Source organism: Streptomyces sp. NPDC054757 (genome assembly GCF_053612185.1).
On sequence record NZ_JBSHBW010000038.1, the window covers coordinates 1 to 20,429 of the forward strand.

The window sequence follows — 20,429 nt, forward strand, 5'->3', positions numbered from 1 at the left end:
CTGCCCGGCCCCCACCAGGGAGCCGGGCAGCGCCGTACCAAGAAGGTGGTGCGGGTCTACAGCCCCGCGGCCTTCCGCAGTGCGTCCACGCGGTCGGTCCGCTCCCAGGTGAAGTCCGGGAGTTCGCGGCCGAAGTGGCCGTACGCGGCGGTCTCGGCGTAGATCGGGCGCAGCAGGTCCAGGTCGCGGATGATCGCGGCCGGGCGGAGGTCGAAGACCTCGGAGATGGCCTGCTCGATCTTCTCGACGTCCGTGGCGGCCGTACCGAAGGTCTCCACGAACAGGCCCACCGGCTCGGCCTTGCCGATCGCGTACGCGACCTGGACCTCGCAGCGGGTGGCGAGGCCCGCGGCCACCACGTTCTTGGCGACCCAGCGCATGGCGTACGCGGCGGAGCGGTCCACCTTCGACGGGTCCTTGCCCGAGAAGGCGCCACCGCCGTGCCGGGCCATGCCGCCGTAGGTGTCGATGATGATCTTGCGGCCGGTCAGACCCGCGTCGCCCATCGGGCCGCCGATCTCGAAGCGGCCGGTCGGGTTGACCAGGAGGCGGTAGCCCTCGGTGTCCAGCTTGATGCCGTCGTCGATCAGCTGCTTCAGCACGTGCTCGACGACGAATTCGCGGATGTCGGGGGCGAGCAGCGAGTCCAGGTCGATGTCGCTCGCGTGCTGCGAGGAGACCACGACCGTGTCGAGCCGGAGCGCCTTGTCACCGTCGTACTCGATGGTGACCTGGGTCTTTCCGTCGGGGCGCAGGTACGGGATGGTCCCGTTCTTGCGGACCTCGGAGAGACGGCGCGAGAGCCGGTGGGCCAGGTGGATGGGGAGCGGCATCAGCTCAGGCGTCTCGTCGCAGGCGTAGCCGAACATCAGGCCCTGGTCGCCGGCGCCCTGCTTGTCGAGGTCGTCGTCCTCGGTGCCCCCGGCGGCGGCCACCCGCTTCTCGTAGGCGGTGTCGACACCCTGGGCGATGTCGGGGGACTGCGCGCCGATGGACACCGACACACCGCAGGACGCGCCGTCGAAGCCCTTCTTCGACGAGTCGTAGCCGATGTCGAGGATCTTGTCGCGCACGAGCTGCGCGATCGGGGCGTACGCCTTGGTGGTGACCTCGCCCGCCACGTGCACCTGGCCCGTGGTGATCAGGGTCTCCACGGCGACACGGGAGGCGGGGTCCTCACGCAGAAGCGCGTCGAGAATCGTGTCGCTGATCTGGTCAGCGATCTTGTCGGGGTGGCCCTCGGTGACAGATTCCGAGGTGAACAGACGACGGGACACAACGCTCCCTGGGGTTGCAGCGGCTGCTGGCTGATCGCGGGTGGAGTGGCCGGGGGCTGCGCCCGGCTCATTCCGCGACCAGTTTATCGGTCGCCTCCGGTCAACGGGGCACGTGTCTCGCTCCGTGGGAGCCCTGTGACCTGAGGCACTGCTCCGGCGGTACGGCCTTCGGACCGCCGGGACGGGGTGGAAAGCGGCTTCCACCGGTCTCCTCCGGCCCGGTGGATGTCACCAGATTTTCATCCGAACCGTGGTACCACCAGATCCCAGACGGTATCGGCAAGGGCTTCCTTGGAGCCGTACGGCACGGCGGTCTCGCCTCCGTCGGCCGCGAGGACGACTGCCTCGTTCTCCTCGGAGCCGAACGTTTTGTGCTCCCCGACCTCGTTGACGACGAGCAGATCACAGCCCTTGCGCCGCAGTTTCTGACGCCCGTTGGAGAGCACGTCGTCCGTCTCGGCCGCGAATCCGACGACGACCTGTCCGGGCGTGGCGCGGTCCTGGGAGATCTCGGCGAGGATGTCCGGGTTGCGGACCAGCGCGATCGGTGCGGGTTCCTGGCCGTCCCGCTTCTTGATCTTGCCCTGGGCGTAGGCGGCGGGCCGGAAGTCGGCCACCGCGGCGGCCATGACCACCGCGTCGGCGTCGGCCGCGGCCTTCAGGACCGCCTCCCGCAGCTGCACCGCCGTGCCCACGTGCACCACATCGGCCCCGGCCGGCGCGGGCAGCCCGGTGTTGGCCTCGATCAGCGTCACCCGGGCGCCGCGGGCCACAGCCGTACGGGCGAGGGCGTACCCCTGTTTGCCCGATGAGCGGTTGCCCAGATAGCGGACCGGGTCGAGCGGTTCCCGGGTGCCGCCGGCGCTGACCACCACATGGCGGCCCGCCAGGTCGGGCACCGTCGCCCCGCGGGCGAGCACCCGGCGGCAGGTCTCGAAGATCTCGCCGGGGTCGGGGAGCCTGCCCTTGCCCGTGTCCACACCGGTGAGACGCCCGACCGCCGGTTCGATCACGACGGCGCCGCGGCGGCGCAGCGTCGCCACGTTCTCCCGGGTGGCGGGGTGCTCCCACATCTCGGTGTGCATCGCCGGGGCGAAGACCACCGGACACCGGGCGGTGAGCAGTGTGTTGGTCAGCAGGTCGTCGGCGAGCCCGTGGGCGGCCTTCGCGAGCAGGTCGGCGGTGGCGGGGGCGACCAGCACCAGGTCGGCGCCCTGTCCGGTCCGCACATGGGGGACCTCGTGGACGTCGGACCAGACCTCGGTGGACACGGGGTGTCCGGAGAGCGCCGACCAGGTCGCGGCGCCGACGAAGTGGAGCGCGGACTCGGTCGGTACGACCTGTACGTCATGGCCGGACTCGGTCAGCCTGCGCAGCACCTCGCACACCTTGTACGCGGCGATGCCCCCGCTGACCCCCAGTACGACCTTCGGCTTCTGCGCCACGTCCACGTCTCCCCGGCTTCCGGCTCCGCATTCGGAATTCGTACACCCCCATGCTGCATCACCCCGGGGGTGGCGCTCCGGGGGACCCCGGGAAACGCTCCGGGCCCGGCAGCGGTGCTGCCGGGCCCGGAGTGAAAGAACTCACTGTCTGCGTTACTGCACGGGGCCTTCGATGGCCTCGGAGGTCAGCAGACCCGCGTTGATCTCGCGGAGCGCGATCGAGAGGGGCTTCTCGTGGACGTGAGTGTCCACCAGCGGACCGACGTACTCCAGCAGGCCCTCGCCCAGCTGGGAGTAGTACGCGTTGATCTGGCGCGCGCGCTTGGCGGCGTAGATCACGAGGCTGTACTTGGAGTCGGTTGCCTCAAGGAGCTCATCAATCGGCGGGTTGATGATGCCCTCGGGCGTGGTGATGGAAGAGGACACTCTCTGCCTTCCGATGGAGTGAAAATCAAAGAACCTTCACCAAGGCTAGCAGCTCGCGGGCCACGTCCTCGACGGAGGTATTGACAAGAGTCGTATCGAACTCGGACTCCGCGGCCAGTTCGATCCTGGCGGCCGCCAGCCTGCGTTCGATGACGTCGGGCGGTTCGGTCCCGCGTCCGGTGAGCCGGCGGACCAGCTCGTCCCAGCTGGGCGGGGCCAGGAAGACCAGCTGGGCCTCGGGCATGGAATTCCGTACGAGCCGGGCCCCCTGGAGGTCGATCTCCAGGAGCACCGGCTCCCCCGCCTCCAGGCGGTCCAGGACGGCCCGGCGCGGGGTGCCGTACCGGTTGCCCGCGAATTCGGCCCATTCAAGCAGCTCGCCGTTGGCGACGAGCTTGTCGAACTCCTCGTCGTCCACGAAGAAGTACTGGACGCCGTGGCGCTCACCGGGGCGCGGCTTGCGGGTCGTCGCCGACACCGAGAGCCAGACCTCGGGGTGAACCTTGCGCATATGGGCGACGACCGTGCTCTTGCCGACCCCGGAGGGGCCGGAGAGCACGGTCAACCGCGGATGGGGGTCCGGGGGTACGGGGGTCGTCCCCCGGGGTGTTGCAGCCATACGGCGATTATTCCAGCTTCCCGGGGGTGCCCGGGACGTCAGGCAGAGCCGCCGCCGAACTCGCGCTCCAAAGAGGCGATCTGATTGGAGCCGAGACCGCGCACCCGGCGGCTCTCGGAGATGCCGAGCCGCTCCATGATCTGCTTGGCGCGGACCTTGCCCACACCGGGCAGGGACTCAAGGAGGGCGGAGACCTTCATCTTCCCGATGACGCCGTTCTCCTGGCCCTGCTTGATGACCTCGTGGAGGGAGGCGCCGGAGTGCTTGAGTCGATTCTTGACCTCGGCCCGCTCCCGGCGAGCCGCGGCGGCCTTTTCGAGCGCGGCTGCGCGCTGTTCAGGGGTAAGGGGCGGAAGAGCCACGCCTACGTCACCTCGGATGTCGAACTGTCGGATACGGACCGGTGAGGAACTGATCGCCCCCCACCTGCGGAGCGACGAGCAACAGAATTGCGCGTCGGCTCTCGACGGAGACTAGCGGCCAGGGCCGCTCCAGTCAGCGAGAACAGACGAAAAGTCCTGGTCAGCCTTGGCCGGAGGGGATATTTAGGGCATAACACCCCGGTTTTCGGCCTGCCTGACGTCAACTGGCTGATTCTGACCGTCCGCCTCCGGGTTTCCGGGGCCGCCCGGCCCCGGACCTCGCCGATCGGCCGGAGGCTCCTCAGCCGGTGACCGCCGTACGCACCTCGTCGGCGAAGCGGGCGGCCGAATCACGCAGGGCCGCGCTGTCGGGACCGTGCCGCAGGACGCCCCGGCTGACACTCGGCACCACGTTGCCGACCGCCGAGCCGAACACCCGGGGCAGATCCGCGGGCGTCGCGCCCTGGGCGCCGATACCGGGGGCGAGGAGCGGCCCGTTGATGTCCAGACGTACGCCGGGGTCGCCGAGCGTCGCCCCGACGACGGCGCCCACCGAGCCCAGCGGGTCGGCGCCCTCGTTCTCGGCCGCCATGTGGTCGAGCATCAGCCGGGCCAGCGTCCGGCCGTCGGACGCGGTGGCCCGCTGGACCTCGGCGCCCTCCGGGTTGGAGGTCAGCGCGAGCACGAAGACACCCGCACCGCTGAGCACCGCCGCGTCCAGGGCCGGCCGCAGCGAGCCGAAGCCGAGGTACGGCGAGAGCGTCACCGCGTCCGAGAAGAGCGGCGACTCCGGGTCCAGGTAGGTCGCGGCGTAGGCGCCCATGGTCGAGCCGATGTCACCGCGCTTGGCGTCCATCAGCACCAGCGCCCCGGCCGACCGGGCCTCGGCGACGGCCTTCTCCAGGACGGCGATGCCGCGCGAGCCGAACCGCTCGAAGAACGCGGACTGCGGCTTGAGCACGGCGACCCGGTCGGCCAGCGCCTCCACGACCGTGCGGGTGAAGCGCTCCAGACCGGCGATGTCGTCGCCGAGCCCCCAGGCGGTCAGCAGGGAGGCGTGCGGGTCGATGCCGACGCAGAGCGGCCCGCGGGTGTCCATGGCCCGCCTGAGCCGGGTGCCGAACGGTTCGGGCGGCTGCGGGGGTGTCATCGGACCACCGTCTTCCTGGTCTCCGCGCCGACGGCCTCGGCGAGCGTGGCGTACGGGCTGGTGCGCAGCCGGGCCGCGAGGCCCTTGTGGACCGCGCGGGCCCAGAAAGGGCCCTGGTAGATGAAGGCGCTGTAGCCCTGGACCAGCGTGGCCCCCGCCAGGATCCGCTGCCAGGCGTCCTCCGCCGTCTCGATGCCGCCGACCCCGATGAGGACGAGATCGCCGCCCACCCGGGCGTACAGCCGGCGCAGCACCTCCAGGGAGCGTTCCTTGAGCGGGGCGCCGGAGAGGCCGCCGGTTTCGGCGGTGAGCGCGGCGGCGGACCGCAGGCCGAGGCCGTCGCGGGCGATGGTGGTGTTGGTGGCGATGATGCCGTCGAGCCCCAGCTCGACCGCCAGGTCGGCGACGGCGTCCACGTCCTCGTCGGCGAGGTCGGGAGCGATCTTCACCAGGAGCGGCACCCGGCGGTCCGTGACGGTGCGGTCGGCTGCCTCGCGCACGGCGGTCAGCAGCGGGCGCAGCGCCTCGGTGGCCTGGAGGTTCCGCAGGCCGGGGGTGTTCGGCGACGACACATTGACGACCAGGTAGTCGGCGTGCCGGGCCAGCCGCTCGGTCGACTCGACGTAGTCACCGACGGCCTCCTCCTCGGGAACCACCTTGGTCTTGCCGATGTTGACGCCGACCGTGGTCCTGAAGACGGGGTTACGGGCCGCCAGACGGGCCGCCACGGCCGCCGAGCCCTCGTTGTTGAAGCCCATGCGGTTGATGAGCGCGCGGTCCGCCACCAGGCGGAAGAGCCGCTTCGGGGGGTTGCCGGGCTGGGGCCGGGCGGTGACCGTGCCGATCTCGACGTGGTCGAAGCCGAGCATGGTCATGCCGTCGATCGCGACCGCGTTCTTGTCGAAGCCGGCCGCGAGGCCGAAGGGGCCGTGCATCCGCAGCCCGAGCGCCTCGGTGCGCAGCTCCCGGTGGCGCGGCGCGAGCGCGGCGGCGGCGAAGGTGCGCAGGACCGGGACCCGGGCTGCGGCGCGGATCCAGCGGAAGGCCAGATGGTGGGCGCGCTCGGGGTCCATCCGCTTGAAGACCAGGTCGAAGAAGAGTCTGTACATCCGGCTTTCCTGATGGCGGGCTCCCGGGCGGGAACTCATGAACGGGAGCTCATGAACGGGAACTCATGAAGAGATGGACGGGAACCCATGAAGAGGGGGACACCGGAACCGGTGTCCCCCTCGTGGGCTAGACCTCGCGTGCGGCGGTCAGATGGCGTGCGTGTTCCTGGAGGGAGCGGACGCCGACATCGCCGCCGTTGAGCGCGTCGATGCCCTGGACGGCCGCGGCGAGCGCCTGGACCGTGGTGAGGCAGGGCACCGCGCGGGCCACGGCCGCGGTGCGGATCTCGTAACCGTCGAGCCGGCCGCCGGTGCCGTACGGGGTGTTGACGATGAGGTCGACGTCGCCGTCGTGGATGAGCTGGACGATGGTCCGCTCACCGCCCGGCCCCTCGCCCTCGCTGAGCTTGCGGACCACGGTGGCATTGATGCCGTTGCGGCGCAGCACCTCGGCGGTGCCGGAGGTGGCGAGCAGCTCGAAGCCGTGTGCGACCAGCTCACGGGCCGGGAAGATCATCGAGCGCTTGTCCCGGTTGGCGACCGAGATGAAGGCGCGGCCCTTGGTGGGCAGCGGCCCGTACGCCCCGGCCTGCGACTTGGCGTACGCGGTGCCGAAGACCGAGTCGATCCCCATGACCTCGCCGGTGGACCGCATCTCGGGGCCGAGCACGGTGTCGACGCCGCGGCCGTGCATGTCGCGGAAGCGCGACCACGGCATCACGGCCTCCTTGACGGAGATCGGCGCGTCCTGCGGCAGGGTGCCGCCGTCGCCGGTCGCCGGGAGCATGCCCTCGGCGCGCAGTTCGGCGACGGTCGCGCCCAGCGAGATACGGGCCGCGGCCTTGGCCAGCGGGACCGCGGTGGCCTTCGATGTGAAGGGGACCGTACGGGAGGCGCGCGGGTTGGCCTCCAGGACGTAGAGGATGTCGCCGGCCAGCGCGAACTGGATGTTGATCAGTCCGCGGACGCCGACCCCCTTGGCGATGGCCTCGGTGGAGGTCCGCAGCCGCTTGATGTCGAAGCCGCCGAGCGTGATCGGGGGCAGCGCGCAGGCCGAGTCGCCGGAGTGGATACCGGCCTCCTCGATGTGCTCCATGACGCCGCCGAGGTAGAGCTCGGTGCCGTCGTAGAGCGCGTCGACGTCGATCTCGATCGCGTCGTCCAGGAAGCGGTCGACCAGCACCGGGCGGGTGGGGCTGATCTCGGTGGACTCCGCGATGTACGCCGCGAGCCGGGTCTCGTCGTAGACGATCTCCATGCCCCGGCCGCCGAGCACGTACGACGGGCGGACCAGGACCGGGTAGCCGATCTCGTCGGCGATGGCCTTGGCCTCGTCGAAGGTGGTGGCGGTGCCGTGCTTCGGCGCGGGCAGCCCGGCCTCGGCGAGCACCCGGCCGAAGGCGCCGCGGTCCTCGGCGGCGTGGATCGCCTCCGGGGGCGTGCCGACCACGGGCACGCCGTTGTCCTTGAGCGCCTGCGCCAGGCCCAGCGGGGTCTGGCCGCCGAGCTGGACGACGACACCGGCGACGGGTCCGGCCAGCGTCTCGGCGTGCACGATCTCCAGGACGTCCTCCAGGGTGAGCGGCTCGAAGTAGAGCCGGTCGGAGGTGTCGTAGTCGGTGGAGACCGTCTCGGGGTTGCAGTTGACCATCACGGTCTCGTAGCCCGCGTCGCCGAGCGCGAAGGAGGCGTGGACACAGGAGTAGTCGAACTCGATGCCCTGGCCGATGCGGTTGGGGCCGGAGCCGAGGATGATCACGGCGGGCTTCTCGCGGGGTGCGACCTCGCTCTCCTCGTCGTACGAGGAGTAGAAGTACGGGGTCTTCGCGGCGAACTCGGCGGCGCAGGTGTCGACCGTCTTGTAGACCGGGCGCACCCCGAGCGCGTGCCGCACCTCGCGGACGACGTCCTCGCGCAGACCGCGGATGGCGGCGATCTGGGCGTCCGAGAAGCCGTGGCGCTTGGCGTCGGCGAGCAGCCGGGGGTCCAGCTTCTCGGTGGCGGCCAGTTCGTCGGCGTGCTCCAGGATCAGGAACAGCTGGTCGACGAACCACGGGTCGATCTTCGTCGCGTCGAAGACCTCCTGCGGGGTGGCGCCGGCCCGCATGGCCTGCATGACGGTGTTGATCCGGCCGTCGGTGGGGACCTTCGCGGTCTCCAGGAGCGCGGCCTTGTCGCCTGGCTCGCCCACGAAGGTGAACTGCGAGCCCTTCTTCTCCAGCGAGCGCAGCGCCTTGTTGAGCGCCTCGGTGAAGTTACGGCCGATCGCCATGGCCTCGCCCACCGACTTCATGGTGGTGGTGAGGGTGGCGTCGGCGGCCGGGAACTTCTCGAAGGCGAATCGCGGCACCTTCACGACGACATAGTCGAGCGTCGGCTCGAAGGACGCCGGGGTCTTCTCCGTGATGTCGTTGGGGATCTCGTCCAGCGTGTATCCGACGGCGAGCCTGGCCGCGATCTTCGCGATCGGGAATCCGGTGGCCTTGGAGGCCAGCGCGGACGAGCGCGAGACCCGCGGGTTCATCTCGATGACGATGATCCGGCCGTCCTCGGGGTTGACGGCGAACTGGATGTTGCAGCCGCCGGTGTCGACCCCGACCTCACGGATGATCGCGATGCCGATGTCGCGCAGCCGCTGGTACTCGCGGTCGGTCAGCGTCATCGCCGGGGCGACGGTGATCGAGTCCCCGGTGTGCACGCCCATCGGGTCGAAGTTCTCGATGGAGCAGACCACCACGACGTTGTCGTGCTTGTCGCGCATCAGCTCCAGCTCGTACTCCTTCCAGCCGAGGATGGACTCCTCCAGGAGCACCTCGGTGGTCGGCGAGAGCATGAGGCCCTGTCCGGCGATCCGGCGCAGCTCCTCCTCGTCGTGGGCGAAGCCGGAGCCGGCGCCGCCCATGGTGAAGGAGGGGCGGACGACGACCGGGTAGCCGCCGAGTTCACCGACGCCGTTGATGACGTCGTCCATCGAGTGGCAGATGACCGAACGGGCGGACTCGCCGTGGCCGATCTTCCCGCGTACGGCCTCGACGACGCCCTTGAAGAGGTCGCGGTCCTCGCCCTTGTTGATCGCCTCGACGTTGGCGCCGATCAGCTCGACGCCGTACTTGTCGAGCACACCGCCCTCGTGCATGGAGATGGCGGTGTTGAGCGCGGTCTGCCCGCCGAGGGTCGGCAACAGGGCGTCCGGGCGCTCCTTGGCGATGATCTTCTCGACGAACTCCGGGGTGATCGGCTCGACGTAGGTGGCGTCGGCGATCTCCGGGTCGGTCATGATCGTGGCCGGGTTGGAGTTGACCAGGATGACCCGCAGGCCCTCGGCCTTGAGCACCCGGCAGGCCTGGGTGCCCGAGTAGTCGAACTCGGCGGCCTGGCCGATGACGATCGGTCCTGACCCGATGACCAGGACGGACTGGATATCGGTGCGCTTAGGCACGCTGGCCCTCCATCTGGGCTGTGTTCATCAAAGACGTGAAGCGGTCGAAGAGGTACGCGGCGTCGTGCGGGCCCGCGGCTGCCTCGGGGTGGTACTGGACGCTGAAGGCCGGCTGGTCGAGCAGCCGGAGCCCTTCGACCACGTTGTCGTTGAGGCAGACGTGGGAGACCTCGGCGCGGCCGTAGGGCGTGTCGGATACCCGGTCGAGCGGCGCCTCCACGGCGAAGCCGTGGTTGTGCGCGGTGACCTCGACCTTGCCGGTCGCACGGTCCTGGACCGGCTGGTTGATGCCGCGGTGGCCGTACTTGAGCTTGAAGGTGCCGAAGCCGAGCGAGCGGCCGAGGAGCTGGTTGCCGAAGCAGATGCCGAAGAGCGGGGTCTTCCGCTCCAGGACGGCCTTGATGACCGTCAGGTCGGCGGTGGCCGGGTCGCCGGGGCCGTTGGAGAGGAACACTCCGTCGGGGGCGACCGCGTACACCTCGTCGACGGTGGCGGTGGCGGGCAGGACGTGCACCTCGATGCCGCGCTCGGCCATCCGGTGCGGGGTCATGCCCTTGATGCCGAGGTCGATCGCGGCGACGGTGAACTTCGCGGCACCCAGCGGGACGGTTTCGCCGTCGGGGCCGACCGCCGGGACCACGTACGCCTCGGCGGTGGCGACCTCGGCGGAGAGGTCGGCGCCGTTCATCTCGGGCGCCTGCCGGACCCTGGCGATGAGCGTGCCCTCGTCGGCCACGGCGTTGCCGGAGAAGATGCCGACGCGCATCGCGCCCCGCTCGCGCAGATGGCGGGTGAGCGCGCGGGTGTCGACGCCGCTGATGCCGACGATGCCCTGCGCCGTCAGCTCGTCGTCGAGGGTACGGCGGGAGCGCCAGTTCGACGGGATGCGGGCGGGGTCGCGTACGACATAGCCGGCGACCCAGATCTTCGCGGACTCGTCGTCCTCGTCGTTGACGCCGGTGTTGCCCACGTGCGGGGCGGTCATCACGACGACCTGGCGGTGGTACGAGGGGTCGGTGAGGGTCTCCTGGTAACCGGTCATCCCGGTGTTGAACACCGCTTCACCGAAGGTCTCCCCGGTGGCCCCGTAGGAGCGGCCGTGGAAAATCCGGCCGTCCTCCAGGACGAGTACGGCGGGGGACGCCGCCTTCCTCTCCGGGGCGTTCCCCGGCCTTGAGGTCGTCATCGTGCGGTGCCTTCCGTCGTGATCGGGTGGTGCGTGGTGCCGGTGGTGCTGTCGGCGGGGGCCGTGTCCGCGGCCGTTGCGGCGGGGCGGCTCATGGCGTTGACGGCCTCGGTCCAGGAGGCGTGCTGGGCCGCCCGGTCGGAGCGGAAGCCGGAGTCGATCAGCTTGTCGCCGTGCTGCCAGGTGATGATCAGCAGGCCGCCCTCGGTGAGGACCTTGCCCGCGATGCCCTTGTCGAGCCGGGCCTCGCGGAGCTGCGCCGCGGGGATGAAGAAGTCGCGCGCCCCGGGGCGTACGACGTCCACCCCCGCGTCCGTGAGAGTCACCTCGGCCCTGCTGCGGGTGCCCAGGCCGTGGGCGACGATCCGGTCGAGCCACTGCCCGGCGGTGGTCGAGCCGTGGTAGCGGCCGCTCATCTCCAGTCTGACGGTGCCCGGCGCGTCCGGCGCGGCCGGAAGCCCGGGGAGGTCGCTCTGGAGCGTGCCGCGCCACTTCCAGCCCTCGCGCATCAGCCAGTAGACGAGTACGACGAAGAGCAGCAGACCGACGATCCAGCCGATACGGCCCGACCAGTCGGTGACGTCCGCCGACTTCTGCTCCGCTGCGAGGTGCAGATATGCGGGGTGAAGATTGATGAGAGGTGTCACGCCAGCTTCCCGTCCACGACCGTTGCCCTGCCCCGCAGGAAGGTGTGGGTGACGCGTCCCGGCAGCTCACGGCCCTCGTACGGGGTGTTGCGGCTGCGGGAGGCGAAGCCCGCGGGGTCCACCTCTCCACGGTAAGCGGCATCGACCAGCGTGAGGTTCGCGGGCTCACCGGCGGCGACCGGGCGGCCGTGGCCCGCGAGACGGCCGATGGCCGCCGGGCGGAAGGACATCCGGTCGGCGACGGTCTCCCAGTCGACGAGCCCGGTGTCGACCATCGTCTGCTGGACGACGGAGAGCGCGGTCTCCAGGCCCACCATGCCCATGGCGGCCGCGGCCCACTCGCAGTCCTTGTCCTCGTGCGGGTGCGGGGCGTGGTCGGTGGCGACGCAGTCGATCGTGCCGTCGGCGAGCGCCTCGCGCAGGGCCAGCACATCGGCCTCGGTGCGCAGCGGCGGGTTGACCTTGTAGACCGGGTTGTACGTACGGACCAGCTCGTCGGTGAGGAGGAGGTGGTGCGGGGTCACCTCGGCCGTCACGTTCCAGCCCTTGGACTTGGCCCAGCGGACGATCTCCACCGAGCCCGCCGTGGACAGGTGGCAGATGTGCACCCGGGAGCCGACATGGGCGGCGAGCAGCACATCGCGGGCGATGATCGACTCCTCGGCCACTGCGGGCCAGCCGCCGAGGCCCAGCTCGGAGGAGACAACGCCCTCGTTCATCTGGGCGCCCTCGGTGAGCCGGGGCTCCTGGGCGTGCTGGGCCACGACACCGTCGAAGGCCTTCACGTACTCCAGGGCGCGGCGCATGATCACGGCGTCGTCCACGCACTTGCCGTCGTCCGAGAAGACGCGGACCCCGGCGGCCGACTCGTGCATGGCGCCGAGTTCGGCGAGCTGCTTGCCCGCCAGGCCGACGGTGACGGCGCCGATGGGCTGTACGTCGCAGTAGCCGGACTCCTTGCCCAGGCGCCAGACCTGCTCCACGACGCCGGCGGTGTCGGCGACGGGGAAGGTGTTCGCCATGGCGTGGACGGCGGTGAATCCGCCGACGGCAGCGGCCTTGGTACCGGTCAGCACGGTCTCGGAGTCCTCGCGGCCCGGCTCGCGCAGATGGGTGTGCAGGTCGACCAGGCCGGGCAGCAGGATCCGGCCGTCCGCCTCGATGACATCGGCGCCGTCGGCGGACAGTCCGGTGCCCACCGCCGCGATGGTCTCACCGTCGATCAGGACGTCCTGCGGCTCGCCGCCGAGCACCTTCGCACCACGGATCAGGGTCTTGCTCATGGTTACTTGCTCTCCTCGGTACGGGAAGTCGTGGCGGGCTCGGAGCCGCCCAGCAGCAGATAGAGGACGGCCATCCGGATGGAGACGCCGTTGGCGACCTGCTCGACCGCGGTGCAGCGGCCGGAGTCGGCGACGTCGGCGGTGATCTCCATCCCGCGGTTCATCGGTCCGGGGTGCATGACGATGGAGTCGCCGGGCATCCGCGCCATGCGGTCGCCGTCCAGGCCGTAGCGGCGCGCGTACTCGCGTTCGGTGGGGAAGAAGGCCGCGTTCATCCGCTCGCGCTGGACGCGCAGCATCATGACGGCGTCGGATTCGGGGAGCACCCGGTCGAGGTCGTACGAGACCTCGCAGGGCCAGTGCTCGACGCCGATCGGCACCAGGGTGGGCGGTGCGACCAGCGTCACCCGGGCGCCCAGGGTGTGCAGCAGATGGACGTTGGACCGGGCGACCCTGCTGTGCAGCACGTCGCCGACGATGGTGATGCGGCGGCCTTCCAGGTCGCGCCCGGTGCCGGTGTCGGCCCCGACGAGCCTGCGGCGCATGGTGAAGGCGTCGAGGAGCGCCTGGGTGGGGTGTTCGTGGGTGCCGTCGCCCGCGTTGACGACGGCGCCGTCGATCCAGCCCGATGTGGCGAGCCGGTAGGGGGCGCCGGACGATCCGTGGCGGATGACGACGGCGTCGGCGCCCATCGCCTCCAGGGTCAGCGCGGTGTCCTTGAGGGACTCGCCCTTGGAGACCGACGACCCCTTCGCGGAGAAGTTGATGACGTCGGCGGAGAGCCGCTTGGCCGCCGCCTCGAAGGAGATGCGGGTCCGGGTCGAGTCCTCGAAGAAGAGGTTGACGACGGTGCGGCCGCGCAGGGTCGGAAGCTTCTTGACCGGCCGGTCGGCGATCCGGGCCATCTCCTCGGCGGTGTCGAGGATCAGGACGGCGTCGTCGCGGGTGAGATCGGCGGCCGAGATGAGGTGGCGCTCCATCTGGGTGTGCTCCATGTTCGCGGGGAGGGCGCGGAGGTCGAGCGGATTCGGGCAGGGCGGCCGGGCAGGAGGGCACGGCCCGGCGGCCCGGGTCAGGGCGTACGAATGGGCGGCCGGGGCCGCCGGGTCGCGTCCTCGCCCGGGAGAGGCCTGGACACGACCGCTCGGACCCGGCTAGCTGCCGCCGGCCGGGACGGTCCGCTCGGTGCCGAGCAGGACCGTGTCGCGGCCGTCCTCCTCGGCGAGCTGGACCTTGACCGTCTCGCGCAGCGACGTCGGGAGGTTCTTGCCGACGTAGTCGGCGCGGATCGGGAGTTCGCGGTGGCCGCGGTCGACGAGGACCGCGAGCTGCACGGCGCGCGGGCGGCCGATGTCGCCCAGGGCGTCGAGCGCGGCGCGGATCGTGCGGCCGGAGAAGAGCACGTCGTCGACGAGGACGACCAGGCGTCCGTCGACACCGTCCGCGGGGATGTCCGTACGGGCCAGCGCGCGGGCGGGCCGCATCCGCAGGTCGTCGCGGTACATGGTGATGTCCAGGGAGCCGACCGGGACCGTGCGGCCGGTGATCTCCGCCAGCTTGGCCGCGAGCCTGCGGGCGAGGAACACACCGCGGGTCGGGATGCCGAGGAGTACGACATCTTCGGCGCCCTTGGCGCGTTCGACGATCTCGTGGGCGATACGGGTCAGCACCCGTGCGATGTCCGGGGCCTCCAGGACGGGGCGCGCGTCGGATCCACCGCCGGCTTGTGCACTACTGGTGTCCATACGAAACGGACCTCCTTCTCCGCCTCACGGGACGGACCTTAAAGGACGTCGGAATTACGGAAACCACCTTACCAGGGCCCCACAGGGGCCTGCCGCCCTGGTCCGGGGGCGGTCCGGACCATTCGGCTTGACGCATCCAAGTAACGCTGCGTAACCTCACAGTGAGTTACCAGCCGCGCGGCGGAGCCGCAGGTCATCTCAGCGTCCGGGGAGCCATATGTCCAGCGAATACGCAAAACAGCTCGGGGCCAAGCTCCGTGCCATCCGCACCCAGCAGGGCCTTTCCCTCCACGGTGTCGAGGAGAAGTCCCAGGGCCGGTGGAAGGCCGTGGTGGTGGGTTCGTACGAGCGTGGCGACCGCGCCGTGACCGTCCAGCGCCTGGCCGAGCTGGCGGACTTCTACGGGGTTCCGGTGCAGGAGCTGCTGCCGGGCACGACGCCGGGCGGAGCCGCCGAGCCGCCGCCGAAGCTCGTCCTGGACCTGGAGCGCCTCGCCCACGTCCCGCCGGAGAAGGCCGGACCGCTCCAGCGTTACGCGGCCACGATCCAGAGCCAGCGCGGCGACTACAACGGCAAGGTGCTGTCGATCCGCCAGGACGACCTGCGCACACTCGCCGTCATCTACGACCAGTCCCCTTCGGTCCTCACCGAGCAGCTGATCAGCTGGGGTGTGCTGGACGCGGACGCCCGTCGCGCGGTCGCGCACGACGAGGGCTGAGCCCCCTCACGGATTGTTCAACAGAAGAAACGTCTCGTCCTGAGGGCGGCCCCGCATATGCCGGGGCCGCCCTCGGGCTTTCCGGACTCGGGCACGGCCGTGCCCCTCGGCGTCAGGCTTCCGCCGGCCGGTAGAGCAGGCCGACGAGCTCCGGCAGCAGCCGCTCGGCGAGCTTCGGCGGCAGCCCCTGGAGCACCGCGAGGACGGGCGCCATCCGCTCGGGCAGCTCCCCCCGCTCCCCCACCCCGGCGAAGGCGAGCGCCACCGCCGCCTCCTCGGGGGTCAGGGTGTCCGGGTCGAGCGCCGCGGCTGCCTCCAGTACCGCGGGGTCCGCGTCGGCGGGCCCGGCCGAGGCCGCCGCCGCGGTCGCTTCGGCCAGCGCGTCGAGCAGTTTCCGTACGGTCTCGCCGTCCGCCATCGCCGCTGTCACGGTGAGGTGCAGATTGGCCGGTGAGCCGGCGTAGGCGGGCTGCGGCTGTACGTACCAGCCGAGACGGCGCATCTCGTCGGCCACCACGAGCGGGTCGATGCCCGGCCCGTCGGCGGCGACCGCGAGCAGCGAGGCGTCCGGGGTCCCGAGCACACGCAGCCCGTCGATCTCCCCGACCCCCGCCACGAGCGCCGTCACCGCGGCGTGGACGCGCAGCGACAGCGCGGTGTACCCGTCGGTGCCGATCCGCTCCAGTACCGCCCAGGCCGCCGCCAGCGGTCCGGCCGGCTTGGTGCCCTGGAGGGTGGCGTTGACCACCGGGTAGCCGGGCCACGAGGCGTGGGCGAACCAGCCGTGCCTGCGGAGTCCGGCGTCCCTGAACAGCAGGACGGAGGCGCCCTTGGGCGTGTACGCGTACTTGTGCAGGTCCACCGAGAGCGAGGTGACACCGGGCACGGCGAGGTCGAAGGGCGGCACGGGTGGCGCTCCAGCCCCGAGCCGCAGATGCCCGAGGTACCAGCCGCCGATGCACGCGTCGACATGACAGAGCACACCGCGCCTGGCCGCCACGGCGGCGGCTTCGGCGACCGGGTCGATCACCCCGTGGGCGTACGAGGGCGCGGAGACCACCGCCAGCGCGGTGCGGTCGGAGAGGGCCGACGCCAGGTCGGCGGCGCGCACCCGGTGGGTCAGCGGATCCACGGGGACCACCACGGCCCTGAGCCCGAAGAGCGCGGCGGCCTTGTGGAAGGCCGCGTGGGCGGTCTCCGGGAGCACCAGTTCGGGTGCGGTGACGCCCCTGGTCCGCAGCGCGTGTTCGCGTGCGGTGAGGACGGCCAGCAGACAGCTCTCCGTACCGCCGCTGGTGAAGGTGCCCACGGTCTCCGGGCCGCCGCCGAGCAGCCGGGCGGTACGCCCCACGATGTCGTTCTCCAGGGAGACCACACTCGGGAAGGCGGTCATGTCGAGGCCGTTGACGCCCGCGAACGCCGCTGCCGCCGCGGATGCCAGCTCCTCGATGCCCGGCAGGCCCGAGTCGTAGACGTACGCCATGGTGCGTCCGCCCCTGACGGGGAGGTCCGCAGCGCGCAGAGCGCCGAGCCGGTCCAGGATCCGCCGGTCGGCCGTCGAGCCCCGGATTGTCGCCGCGGGAGTCCCTGGGGTTCCTGGGGTTCCTGGGGTTCCTGGGGTTCCTGGGGTTCCTGGGGTTCCTGGGGTTCCTGGGGTTCCTGGGGTTCCTGGGGTTCCTGGCTCGCTGATCTGTCCACCGGGGTCGGCCATGCGCGCAACCTAGGCCACGGCCCGCGGAACGCACCAGGCCCGGAGCGGAAGATTGTTCATCTTCCGCTCCGGGCCTCTGTGAGCAGTGAACCGGGGCTCCGTACGCCGCGGTCAGCCGCGCCGCAGGCTCGGCTTGAGGTCCTTGAACCGGCCGAGCAGACCGTTGATGAAGGCGGGCGACTCGTCGGTGGAGAACTCCTTGGCGAGCTGCACCGCCTCGTCCATCACGACCGCGTCCGGCGTCCCGTCGACCCACACCAGCTCATAGGCGCCGAGCCTGATGATGTTGCGGTCGACGACCGGCATCCGGTCGAGGGTCCAGCCCACCGCGTAGGTGGCGATGAGCTCGTCGATACGGTCCGCGTGCTCCGCGTACCCCTCGACCAGCTCCATCGTGTACTCACTGACCGGTGGCTGCCGGTCGTCGGTCCGGGCGAGACGGATCCAGTCCGCGAGGACCGTCTGCACGGAAGCCCCGCGCTGGTCGGCCTCGAAGAGGATCTGGAAGGCGCGCTTGCGCGCCGTGTTCCGGGCGGCCACGGTTAGCTGTTCACCCGGCCGAGATAATCACCGGATCGCGTGTCGACCTTGATCTTCTCGCCGGTCGTGATGAACAGCGGGACACCGATCTCGTAACCGGTCTCCAGGGTGGCGGGCTTGGTGCCGCCGGTGGAGCGGTCGCCCTGGACGCCCGGGTCGGTGTGCTGGATCGTCAGCTCGACCGCGGCCGGGAGCTCGACGTAGAGCACCTCGCCCTCGTACTGGGCGACGGAGGCGGTGAAGCCCTCGATGAGGAAGTTGGCCGCGTCACCGACCGACTTGCGGTCGACCATCAGCTGGTCGTAGGTGTCCATGTCCATGAAGACGAAGTACTCGCCGTCCATGTACGAGAACTGCATGTCGCGCCGGTCGATGGTGGCCGTCTCGACCTTCACGCCGGCGTTGAACGTCTTGTCGACGACCTTGCCGGAAAGCACGTTCTTGAGCTTGGTGCGCACAAAAGCCGGGCCCTTGCCGGGCTTGACGTGCTGGAACTCGACGACGGACCAGAGCTGGCCCCCGTCGAGCTTGAGCACCAGGCCGTTCTTGAGGTCGTTCGTGGAAGCCACGGTTGAGGTTCTCCTGGACTGCAGCGTGTGTGGGACCGCGGGTGCACGCCACTAGAGGGCGAGCAGCTCCTTGGTCGTAATGGTGAGTAGCTCGGGTCCGCCGTCCGCCTCAGGGCGCACGACGAGCGTGTCATCGATCCGGACTCCGCCCCGGCCAGGGAGGTGGACCCCCGGTTCGACGGTGACCGGCACGCAAGCGTCCAGTTTACCCATGGCCGCAGGTGCCAGCTGCGGGTCCTCATCGATTTCGAGCCCCACACCGTGCCCGGTCGACGGACCGAGGGTCCCGCCATGGCCCGCGGCCTCCAGCACATGGCGTGCCGCGAGGTCCACGTCCCGGCAGGCCGCACCGGGCACAAGAGCCTCCCGACCTGCCCGTTGTGCCGCGAAGACCAGCTCGTACAGCTCGATCTGCCAGTCCGCCGGTGCGGTCCCGATGACGAACGTCCGGCCGATCTCACATCGGTATCCGCGGTAGACGGCCCCGAGCCGTACGGAGAGCAGATCCCCCTCCTCGACCCGGCGGTCGGACGGGCGGTGGCCGTCGAGCCCGGCGTTGGGTCCGGTGGCGACCGAGGTCGGGAGAGCCGGCCCGGCGGCGCCGTGGTCGATGAGACGGCGCTCCAGCTCCAACGCGAGATGGCGCTCGGTGCGCCCGACGAGGATCGATTCGAGCAGCTCGCCGAGGGCCTGGTCGGTGATCTCCCCGGCGGTGCGCAGACAGCCGATCTCGTCCTCGTCCTTGATGATCCGCTGCTGCTCCACGGCGCGGGCGAGATCGGCGAGACGCAGCCGCGGTGCCACCGAGTGCAGGGCCCGGTGCCGGGCGACGGTCAGATGGTGCTCCTCCACCGCCAGCGAGACGGCGCCCGCCGATGTGAGCAGGCCGGCGGCGGCCACCGCGGGGTCGCCGCCCGGCGCGGGAAGCTCGGTGATCCGCAGATTCTCGTCGGGGCGGCCTTCCTGGGGGTCGCGGGTGGGTCCGGCGGGGCAGAGGAGCACATCGCCCTCGGGGCCCAGCAGCAGGACCGCGCCCGCCGGGGCCGCACCGGCGAGATACCGGACGTTGGCCGGCCGGGAGACCAGTGCGGCGCCGCTGCCCGCTGCCAGGCACCGGTCGCGCAGTCGTGCCCGGCGGACCGCAAACACCTCTGCCATGGTTCCGAGCCTAGGAGCGGCAGCGGCTTTCGGCCGTTCGAGCGCGTCCGACCGTGGAGCTTCACCGGGCGGGAGGAGGGTTCACCGGGCCGGAAAGGGGCTTCACCAGGCCGGAGGGGAGGCGATGGAGCGGGCGAGTACGTCGTCGAGCACCTGGGCCGTGGTCTCCACGTCGTAACCCGAGTTGTCGATGATCGGCAGCCCCGAGCCGTACCAGCCGGCCATCCGGCCGTGGATCCGGGCGACCTCCTCGTCGCCGAGGCGGCGGTTGCCGCTGCGGGCGGCGTTGCGCTCCAGGACGACCTCCAGGCCGGGCAGGAGCACGACGGGCAGCAGACCGGGGCCGACATGGCGCTTCCAGCCGCCGAGGCCGACGACCGGGCGGTCCGGGAAGACCGCGTCGTCGAGGATGCAGGAGATGCCGTTGGCCAGGAAGTTGCGCGCGGCGAATCCGCAGGTGCGGCGGGCCAGCCGGTACTGCGCTTCGGAGTGCTCGTTCCAGCCGGTCTGGGGGTCGGCGAAGCCGGAGCAGACCCACTCACGTACGTCATCGAGGCTGATGTGCGACGTGGGCATCCGGCGGCTGCGCGCCCAGTGCCGGGCGACCGTGGTCTTGCCCGCGCCCGCCGGTCCTATGAGGAGGACGGCGAGCGTGGTGTTCCCGGTGTCGGCCGGTGCGCTGGCCGCGGGCGGGGCTGGCAGCGGCACCGGACCGCCGGGCGGCAGCTGGACGTGCCCGGTCGTCTCCATGGACGGCGGCGCGGGCGGCGGCTGGGAGAGCGGCGCACCCGGCGGGGGCGGCGGCCCGGTCGGGGCCACGGGCTGGTTCGGTGTTACGGGCTGGTTCGGTGCCACCCAGCCCGGCGGGCCGCCGGCCTGCTGGGCGCTCTGGCCCCAGCCCGCGGCGCCCGGCGGGGGCGGCGGCAGCGGAGCTCCCACAGCGTGCTGCATCCGGTGCCACTCCGTCTCGCTCAGCCGACTGTCTGCCGTACCGAACGGTACCCTCCCCGGCCCGCACCGTGTGACCGGCCGGGGAGGGCCGGTG

At 71.0% G+C, this 20,429-nt stretch carries 19 protein-coding genes; 1 reads left to right on the plus strand and 18 read right to left on the minus strand.

Features of this window, described 5'->3' with window-relative positions; all coding sequences use genetic code 11:
• Window positions 1–56 precede the first annotated feature (56 nt).
• The 13 genes from metK to pyrR all read right to left on the minus strand — a co-directional run bounded on the left by metK (window position 57) and on the right by pyrR (window position 14,688).
• The gene (metK, locus tag ACWGKJ_RS30975; protein WP_385033974.1) at window positions 57–1,277 is read right to left on the minus strand and encodes a methionine adenosyltransferase; all 1,221 of its coding nucleotides are present in this window, start codon (window positions 1,275–1,277) and stop codon (window positions 57–59) included.
• 239 nt (window positions 1,278–1,516) lie between these two features.
• Window positions 1,517–2,722 (minus strand): bifunctional phosphopantothenoylcysteine decarboxylase/phosphopantothenate--cysteine ligase CoaBC, encoded by a 1,206-nt coding sequence (gene coaBC, locus ACWGKJ_RS30980; protein WP_385033971.1) that lies wholly within the window; start codon window positions 2,720–2,722, stop codon window positions 1,517–1,519.
• Between the two features lie 153 nt (window positions 2,723–2,875).
• A complete protein-coding gene (rpoZ, locus tag ACWGKJ_RS30985) occupies window positions 2,876–3,148 on the minus strand; it encodes a DNA-directed RNA polymerase subunit omega (protein ID WP_164264569.1) in 273 nt (90 codons plus the stop codon).
• Between the two features lie 25 nt (window positions 3,149–3,173).
• Window positions 3,174–3,767, minus strand: a complete 594-nt coding sequence (gmk, locus tag ACWGKJ_RS30990) for a guanylate kinase (RefSeq protein WP_385033967.1) — start codon at window positions 3,765–3,767, stop codon at window positions 3,174–3,176.
• 38 nt (window positions 3,768–3,805) lie between these two features.
• Window positions 3,806–4,129: an integration host factor gene (locus ACWGKJ_RS30995; RefSeq protein WP_164264567.1), complete on the minus strand. Its 324-nt coding sequence runs from the start codon at window positions 4,127–4,129 to the stop codon at window positions 3,806–3,808.
• A gap of 301 nt (window positions 4,130–4,430) precedes the next feature.
• Window positions 4,431–5,279, minus strand: coding sequence for an orotidine-5'-phosphate decarboxylase (gene pyrF, locus ACWGKJ_RS31000; RefSeq protein ID WP_453315876.1), 849 nt, complete (start codon window positions 5,277–5,279; stop codon window positions 4,431–4,433).
• Entirely contained in the window at window positions 5,276–6,388 is a 1,113-nt protein-coding gene (locus tag ACWGKJ_RS31005; RefSeq protein WP_385033313.1) for a quinone-dependent dihydroorotate dehydrogenase, read from the minus strand. Before ACWGKJ_RS31005 ends, pyrF begins: the two co-directional genes overlap by 4 nt.
• Window positions 6,389–6,515: 127 nt before the next feature.
• Window positions 6,516–9,827, minus strand: coding sequence for a carbamoyl-phosphate synthase large subunit (gene carB / locus ACWGKJ_RS31010; protein WP_385033310.1), 3,312 nt, complete (start codon window positions 9,825–9,827; stop codon window positions 6,516–6,518).
• A complete protein-coding gene (carA, locus tag ACWGKJ_RS31015; protein ID WP_385033307.1) occupies window positions 9,820–11,013 on the minus strand; it encodes a glutamine-hydrolyzing carbamoyl-phosphate synthase small subunit in 1,194 nt (397 codons plus the stop codon). Before carA ends, carB begins: the two co-directional genes overlap by 8 nt.
• Window positions 11,010–11,627: a PH-like domain-containing protein gene (locus tag ACWGKJ_RS31020; RefSeq protein ID WP_385033319.1), complete on the minus strand. Its 618-nt coding sequence runs from the start codon at window positions 11,625–11,627 to the stop codon at window positions 11,010–11,012. The genes carA and ACWGKJ_RS31020 overlap by 4 nt, the downstream gene beginning before the upstream one ends.
• Window positions 11,628–11,656: 29 nt before the next feature.
• Entirely contained in the window at window positions 11,657–12,943 is a 1,287-nt protein-coding gene (locus ACWGKJ_RS31025; RefSeq protein ID WP_385033304.1) for a dihydroorotase, read from the minus strand.
• Window positions 12,944–12,945: 2 nt separating this feature from the next.
• Window positions 12,946–13,923: an aspartate carbamoyltransferase catalytic subunit gene (locus ACWGKJ_RS31030; RefSeq protein WP_385033301.1), complete on the minus strand. Its 978-nt coding sequence runs from the start codon at window positions 13,921–13,923 to the stop codon at window positions 12,946–12,948.
• Between the two features lie 174 nt (window positions 13,924–14,097).
• Complete coding sequence (gene pyrR / locus ACWGKJ_RS31035) at window positions 14,098–14,688, minus strand: bifunctional pyr operon transcriptional regulator/uracil phosphoribosyltransferase PyrR (protein ID WP_385033298.1); 591 nt, start codon at window positions 14,686–14,688, stop codon at window positions 14,098–14,100.
• Between the two features lie 217 nt (window positions 14,689–14,905).
• Between pyrR and bldD the strand changes: the two genes are divergently transcribed.
• Window positions 14,906–15,406 carry a transcriptional regulator BldD gene (gene bldD, locus ACWGKJ_RS31040; RefSeq protein ID WP_014157378.1) on the plus strand — a complete coding sequence of 167 codons (501 nt, stop codon included), beginning with the start codon at window positions 14,906–14,908 and terminating at the stop codon, window positions 15,404–15,406.
• A gap of 112 nt (window positions 15,407–15,518) precedes the next feature.
• Here the strand turns inward: bldD and ACWGKJ_RS31045 are convergent, their stop codons facing one another.
• From ACWGKJ_RS31045 to ACWGKJ_RS31065, 5 genes are all read right to left on the minus strand, one after another.
• Complete coding sequence (locus ACWGKJ_RS31045; RefSeq protein ID WP_385033295.1) at window positions 15,519–16,889, minus strand: pyridoxal phosphate-dependent decarboxylase family protein; 1,371 nt, start codon at window positions 16,887–16,889, stop codon at window positions 15,519–15,521.
• 339 nt (window positions 16,890–17,228) lie between these two features.
• Window positions 17,229–17,657 (minus strand): transcription antitermination factor NusB, encoded by a 429-nt coding sequence (nusB, locus tag ACWGKJ_RS31050; protein ID WP_385019965.1) that lies wholly within the window; start codon window positions 17,655–17,657, stop codon window positions 17,229–17,231.
• A gap of 2 nt (window positions 17,658–17,659) precedes the next feature.
• Window positions 17,660–18,226, minus strand: a complete 567-nt coding sequence (gene efp, locus ACWGKJ_RS31055; RefSeq protein WP_164264558.1) for an elongation factor P — start codon at window positions 18,224–18,226, stop codon at window positions 17,660–17,662.
• Window positions 18,227–18,277: 51 nt separating this feature from the next.
• Window positions 18,278–19,384, minus strand: coding sequence for an aminopeptidase P family protein (locus ACWGKJ_RS31060; protein ID WP_385019969.1), 1,107 nt, complete (start codon window positions 19,382–19,384; stop codon window positions 18,278–18,280).
• A 102-nt stretch (window positions 19,385–19,486) separates the two neighbouring features.
• Window positions 19,487–20,335, minus strand: coding sequence for a Pro-rich N-terminal domain-containing protein (locus tag ACWGKJ_RS31065; RefSeq protein WP_385019972.1), 849 nt, complete (start codon window positions 20,333–20,335; stop codon window positions 19,487–19,489).
• Between the last annotated feature and the right edge of the window lie 94 nt (window positions 20,336–20,429).

Bases quoted from the DNA above. Each gene is read 5' to 3' on its own strand.
- ACWGKJ_RS31045 (WP_385033295.1), bottom strand. From the start codon at position 16,889: ATGGCGTACGTCTACGACTCGGGCCTGCCGGGCATCGAGGAGCTGGCA.
- ACWGKJ_RS31005 (WP_385033313.1), bottom strand. From the start codon at position 6,388: ATGTACAGACTCTTCTTCGACCTGGTCTTCAAGCGGATGGACCCCGAG.
- ACWGKJ_RS31065 (WP_385019972.1), bottom strand. From the start codon at position 20,335: ATGCAGCACGCTGTGGGAGCTCCGCTGCCGCCGCCCCCGCCGGGCGCC.
- ACWGKJ_RS31060 (WP_385019969.1), bottom strand. From the start codon at position 19,384: ATGGCAGAGGTGTTTGCGGTCCGCCGGGCACGACTGCGCGACCGGTGC.
- pyrF (WP_453315876.1), bottom strand. From the start codon at position 5,279: ATGACACCCCCGCAGCCGCCCGAACCGTTCGGCACCCGGCTCAGGCGG.
- ACWGKJ_RS31030 (WP_385033301.1), bottom strand. From the start codon at position 13,923: ATGGAGCGCCACCTCATCTCGGCCGCCGATCTCACCCGCGACGACGCC.
- bldD (WP_014157378.1), top strand. From the start codon at position 14,906: ATGTCCAGCGAATACGCAAAACAGCTCGGGGCCAAGCTCCGTGCCATC.
- ACWGKJ_RS31025 (WP_385033304.1), bottom strand. From the start codon at position 12,943: ATGAGCAAGACCCTGATCCGTGGTGCGAAGGTGCTCGGCGGCGAGCCG.
- gmk (WP_385033967.1), bottom strand. From the start codon at position 3,767: ATGGCTGCAACACCCCGGGGGACGACCCCCGTACCCCCGGACCCCCAT.
- carA (WP_385033307.1), bottom strand. From the start codon at position 11,013: ATGACGACCTCAAGGCCGGGGAACGCCCCGGAGAGGAAGGCGGCGTCC.
- pyrR (WP_385033298.1), bottom strand. From the start codon at position 14,688: ATGGACACCAGTAGTGCACAAGCCGGCGGTGGATCCGACGCGCGCCCC.